5 protein-coding genes are annotated in these 5691 nt (G+C 54.1%); all 5 read left to right on the top strand.

Translation table 11 applies throughout. From position 1 onward, the window contains the following. The first annotated feature begins 138 nt into the window (after positions 1-138). On the top strand, positions 139-2016 hold the full coding sequence (locus Q8Q07_01630; GenBank protein MDP3878991.1) for an ABC transporter substrate-binding protein: 1878 nt from the start codon (positions 139-141) through the stop codon (positions 2014-2016). Between the two features lie 215 nt (positions 2017-2231). After that, positions 2232-4187: an aldehyde ferredoxin oxidoreductase N-terminal domain-containing protein gene (locus Q8Q07_01625; protein MDP3878990.1), complete on the top strand. Its 1956-nt coding sequence runs from the start codon at positions 2232-2234 to the stop codon at positions 4185-4187. A gap of 19 nt (positions 4188-4206) precedes the next feature. Continuing rightward, on the top strand, positions 4207-4743 hold the full coding sequence (locus Q8Q07_01620; GenBank protein ID MDP3878989.1) for a hypothetical protein: 537 nt from the start codon (positions 4207-4209) through the stop codon (positions 4741-4743). A 129-nt stretch (positions 4744-4872) separates the two neighbouring features. After that, complete coding sequence (locus Q8Q07_01615; GenBank protein ID MDP3878988.1) at positions 4873-5382, top strand: hypothetical protein; 510 nt, start codon at positions 4873-4875, stop codon at positions 5380-5382. Positions 5383-5412: 30 nt separating this feature from the next. Next, a partial coding sequence (locus Q8Q07_01610; GenBank protein ID MDP3878987.1) for a hypothetical protein occupies positions 5413-5691 on the top strand: 279 nt, incomplete at its 3' end.

Below are 5691 nucleotides of genomic sequence, written 5' to 3'. Positions count from 1 at the left end.
GGTACCTGCGAATAACTGGGAGTGGCGGCGGAGCCGGCTACACAGATGCGACGATGTAATATGGGGATTACGGCGCGACAAGGACAATGTAAGGGGGCGAAGAACACTAAACAAAGTTTAAAATAAGGAGGAAGGGAAATGAAAAGGAATGGTACCTGGTTCCTGGTGAGTTGCATGATGGTGTTATCCCTGGTACTGGCAGCCTGTGCCCCGGCAGCTCCGGTGACACCAACCACACCGACGAGCCCAACAACCCCCGCAACTCCGACGACTCCAACTACACCGACTACCCCCACCACACCCACCACATCAGCACCCGGGGCAGAGATGGTACAGGACTCTCTGGGCCGGATGGTGGAGAAGCCAAAGCGCGGCGGGGTATTTACCATTGTTCCGGCCAGAGCGCCACGCGGCTTCGACCCGCTTTTCTTCGAACCCGGGACAGCCGTACCTACGCTCACGCAGACTCATAACTCTCTAATCGAGTTTGACTGGTTGAAATCGCTAACCGGCGCCAATGAATTCAGCGCGCTCTACTCTTTATCTCCTCCCACATTCAAGACAGGAATGGTAGCCGAGAGCTGGGAGACACCTGATGATGAGACCATAATATACCACATCCGTCAGGGGGTCCATTTTGGCCTCAACCCGAATAATGAAGCCAGCCGGCTGGTCAATGGGCGGGAGGTAACCGCTGATGATGTGGTCTATTCGTTGCTTCGACCCTACTGGGATGTACCCGGCGCCGCCATGCGCTCCAGGCTACAGCCGGAGGAATGGCCGGCATCGGTAACAGCACCGGATAAATGGACGGTGGTGGTCAAGTCCAACCCCGGTTATCTAGATGTGGTGCTGGAGGTTACTTCGGACTGGACATGGATAATCCCACCGGAGACGGTGGAGAAATACGGTGACCTGCGGGACTGGAGGAATTCGGTTGGTACAGGACCGTTTATGATATCCGACTATGTTCCGGATAGTTCAGTGACCTTTATCCGGAATCCCAACTACTGGCAGGAAGACCCCTTCCACCCCCAAAACCCGTTGCCTTATCTGGACGGCACCAAGTTTCTCATGTTGAAGGACACGTCTACCATGATAGCAGCCCTGCGGACCGGTAAGATTGACGGTCTCTATTCCAGACTGATGATCAGCCAGGATGATATGGAAGGATTGAGAAAGACAAACCCGGAGATGAAGTTCAGGCAGGTGGTGTTATCGGATGTGCAGTCCCTCCATCTGAATGTGAATGACCCCGAGTTGCCCTGGTATGACCAGAGAGTGCGGCGGGCGCTGTCTATGGCTATCGACAGAGAAGCGATTGCCCGGGACTACTACCAGGGGGAGGCTCTGATACACGGTTCGCCGTTAACCCCTGTCTCCGAGTATATACATATGTATACTCCGCTTGAGGAGATGCCTGCCTCTGTTAAGGAGGTTTACACCTATAACCCGGAAAAAGCCAAACAGCTCCTTGCTGAGGCCGGTTACCCCAATGGCTTTAGCATCACGGTGGATACGTCGACGGAATGGGACGTTGACCTGCTTGCCCTGGTCAAATACTACTTTGAACAGATCGGAGTTGACCTGCAGATCGCTGTCCATGAACGGACTGTTTATATTTCCATGTACGAGGGTAAGAACGTCAAAGAGGCTGGCTGGAGCCGGAAGACCGGACACTCGCCTTACTCCTTTGAGGAATATTCCTATCCGGAGGGAAAAGGCACCATCAGTCAGATTCATGACCCGCATGCGGATGAGGTACGTGCGTTTGTCGTCGCTAACGCTATCCGTAATGAACCTGCGGTCTGGCCGGTGCTTAAAGAATTCTACATGTACGCGCTTGATCAATCCTGGTTGATACACCTGCCGGCGCCGTACCAGTACATCCCCTGGCAGCCATGGGTAAAGAACTATAACGGTGAGTCTATTTCAGGTCGTGGTAAATATATGGGGCACACCAGATATACCTGGATTGACCAGGACCTGAAGCAGCAGATGATAGGAACGAGGTAGACGAGGTACTTAAATTGGTGATCGGAAGCAGGCACCGTATGGTGCCTGCTTCCTGATAAACAAACAAAATGCTCGATGTGGGAAAAAAGTTAACATTTTGTTATAATTATTGCAGATCGATTTACGGAACTGAGCTTAAAATCGTGACCGGGAGGTCAACTCCTGACCCGGCGTTGGCGCAGAAGAAAGCCGGTTTGTTACTGCGGAGGTAATGTATGTGGTACGGATGGACTGGTGTTCAACTAGAGGTTAACCTGACGGAAGGAACCATCAGGAAAGTTGATGGCAATCGGGAAATGTATGAGACCTACCTGGGGGGTCATGGATTGATTACCAGGATGTTCTGGGACAGGGTTCCTCCGGAAACAGAACCGTTTTCCCCGGAAAATCTGTTGATTTTTGGCGCCGGTCCCCTCGTTGGTACGCCGGCGCCGAGCGCTAACCGGACTAATGTGGTCACTCGGTCTCCCCAGACTAATTACCTGACTAATTCCAATATGGGCGGCTCCTGGGCACCCCAGCTAAAATTCGCCGGTTATGACACGCTAACTATCTCGGGAAAATCTCCTGTTCCGGTATATTTATATATAAATGATGACAAAGTGGAGATACGGGATGCCAGCCATCTCTGGGGGAAAGATGTTTTCGAGACTCAGTCCATAATTCGGGATGAGTTGAAGAATGATCATGTTCAGACCCTGTGCATCGGTCCTGCCGGGGAACACAGGGTCTTTTTTGCCAGTATTGAGCACGGTCCCGGCTTTAGTTTGAGCCGAAGCGGGGTCGGGGCTATCATGGGGGACAAGAAGCTGAAGGCAGTTACCGTCCACGGTACTAAAGATGTCCACCTGTCCCAGCCTCTCCCCTTCCTGGAATTGTGTAATGATATCCTGCGCCGGGCTGAAAATCGGAAGATGCTCAGCGGCGGTGACGATGATGAAAGCCCTCGGGATAAGCAGAAGGTCGAGCCGAAAACCGCGGAAAATGACGGCGAGGCTAAACACAGGGGTAAGAACTTATACCGTAATTTTGAGCTGATGAAGTCGTGGAAGGGGCGTGACCAGGAATACCAGTCCTTTTTGATGAGACGGGAGGCGACGATGGTGGGTTGTTTCAATTGTCCTACGCCAGACCACCCCACCGCCCACCTTCCCGATGGGCAACCCGTCTTGCTCAAGTGCCGCTCGCGGCACCGGTTTACCGGGGCGGCTGATATTCACGATTTTGACTTCAATCTCCGCTGCATTTCCTTGGTGCAGAGATACGGCTTTGATACCCTTTCGGCGGCCGCCCTGTGTGTTTTCGTCATTGACCTCTACCAGAAGGGCATTATCACCAGGGAGGATACCGGCGGGATGCATCTGGAGTGGAGTAACCCTGAGGTCTTTTTCAACCTGTTGAAGAAGATTGCCTACCGGGAGGGAATCGGTGATATCCTGGCTAATGGTGTTCACCAGGCGGCGCAGCAGATTGGCCGCGGGGCTGAGCAATATGCTTATCATACCCGGAAACTGGAACCTCGTGGCCGGCAGATGCACGGTCTGTCGGGAGCCGTCAAGCTGATCCTTAACGACCGGCAGGATACCTCCCAGTGGGGCACCTATGGCTATGAGGGGTTGTCCTTCGAGTCCGATGAATTCAGCCAGTGGTACGCGGAGTCAGAGTTCTGGGAATACCCGCAGGAATGGAAAAAAGATGTTCCTTCAAGTTCGTCCGGGGTAAATTATGAGATGATGAGCAAAACGATAGTCCACGATGCCGAGTCCGGTATCCTGGCAGATTGCCTCGGGTTGTGCCATCGCTGGTCCGGGGGCAGGAAGTACACCCGGATTCTGGACAGTGATCAGGCGGCGCTGTTCTCATATGCTACCGGGCTGGAACTGAACGACGAGGAAGCGAAGCAGTGTGTCCGGAGGGTAAGAGCTATTACCCGTGTATATAATGTAATCCTGGGGGAGAGAATGCAGGCCGGTGACCTGCCGGAGCAATTCCTGTCCCGGGACCGCGATAAGCTCGGCCAGCTGCTGGAAGATACTAACCGGCTAATGGGATATGATGCCGAAGGTATCCCGACTGCGGAGACCCTGGCAGGGCTTGGTCTTGAGTATGCTGCCCGGGAGTTGGAGCGGCGGGGGATTTTGCCCCAGCCGGTTTCTACCCCTGCAGTATAAATAAAAAGGAGGGAAAACGATGCCTGTTGCAAAACAAATTGGAATGGAGTGGCAGCGCCGGGAGATTCTTTTCGCCTGGATAGCCTGGCAGAAGGAAGTGGGTGATTCCCCGGAAGCGAACGAGACAATGGAGAGAGTGGTGGCCCGGAAGGCAGACCTGCACCTTGATCATATGCTGGAGTCACACCCTCTTAACTCGACTGACCCGGTCACCGTGTGTCGTCACGTCGCCGATTATCTGACGGCCAATAACTACGCCGAGTTCCAGATTGGCAGAGTCGCTGATGACATCATATACCGGGACTGGAAGAACTGCGTGGAGATGCCCCTCATCCCCTGGGCGCGGGACAAGATGGGACTCAAGGTCACGCCGAACCCCTCGGCCAGTATGTTGCAGGCTGCTCTGCGCAGGTTCTGCAACATGAAGGCGGTAAATATCCCGCCATCGGAACTGCCTCCCGAGGTCAAGGCACTGACCCCGGAGGGCTGGGTCGGGCAGCCATGGCAGGAGGACAAGTGGCAGCGGGTATACTACCGTCTTACACCCCTGAAATAGGACCGGGAATGTAAGAGCTTTTGGGGAAAACCGGCATGAGTCCCTCGCTCTCTTCCTGAGAGCGAGGCGGTTATGATGGCTGGTTTCTGGCCCATCGACCTGAGGGCTAATCTAAAAGGGGGTACTACTATGGCAGAATTAAAGAAGATTGACCCTGAATACTTTGCCCTGGAACTGGAGGCGACCTGGATGGTCTTCAATAAGATGTTTGGCGATACCCCGGAGGGACAAGCCAAGCTGGATCAGTGCCGGTGGCTCAAGGGAGAGATGGTATTTGACGAGATTCAGAAAGAGCTGAAAATCCCACCAGGGGACCCCTATACCGTGGGCCAGGCCATATCAGCCTACCTGCTCAAAGTTGGCTCCAGTGACGTGCGGCTAAATAAGTTTTCCGATAACGAAATGCTCTACGAAATGAAGCAGGCGGTCATGGCGCCGATACATTCTCTGCGTGAGTCTCTGGGTAACACGAACCCGCTGAGACCATTGCCCGCCGCCGCTTTATTCCGGGCCGCTCTTAAGAAGCTGTGTAACGTGCAGGTGGAAATCATTCCGGTATCGGATGAGATGCGGGCGACCAAGCTTGGGGGCAGAGCCGGGGCATTATGGCGTCTGACACCCATCAGCCAGACTAAGTGAACTTAGTACAAATAGATAGGGGGGTAAGCCATGAAGCACTGGGAAGAGATTTATTCAGAGGAAGAGCGGGCTGTTGCCGGGAGCAGGGGAAACAAGGAAAGACAGGACTTCGGGCAACATCCGGCGCTGCTCATCATTGACGTTAACTGGAGGTGCATCGGGCCGCGCGGTGCTGACTATTCGGCAATGCCAAAATACAAGTCAGCCCTCTGGGCGGCTGGCTGGGCGGTGCTGCCCAATATCCAGCGGCTGCTGGAGGCGTGTCGTAATGCTGAAATCCCGGCGATGTTTGTTACCGGTGACGCTGTT

Source organism: Dehalococcoidales bacterium (genome assembly GCA_030698765.1).
Taxonomy (GTDB): Bacteria; Chloroflexota; Dehalococcoidia; order Dehalococcoidales; family UBA2162; genus JAUYMF01.
The sequence above is the reverse complement of the archived record's forward strand: the minus strand, read 5'-3'. Positions and strand labels throughout refer to the sequence as shown.

Coding starts and splice junctions, on each gene's coding strand:
- Q8Q07_01615 (MDP3878988.1), top strand. CDS start 4,873: ATGGCAGAATTAAAGAAGATTGACCCTGAATACTTTGCCCTGGAACTG.
- Q8Q07_01625 (MDP3878990.1), top strand. CDS start 2,232: ATGTGGTACGGATGGACTGGTGTTCAACTAGAGGTTAACCTGACGGAA.
- Q8Q07_01620 (MDP3878989.1), top strand. CDS start 4,207: ATGCCTGTTGCAAAACAAATTGGAATGGAGTGGCAGCGCCGGGAGATT.
- Q8Q07_01630 (MDP3878991.1), top strand. CDS start 139: ATGAAAAGGAATGGTACCTGGTTCCTGGTGAGTTGCATGATGGTGTTA.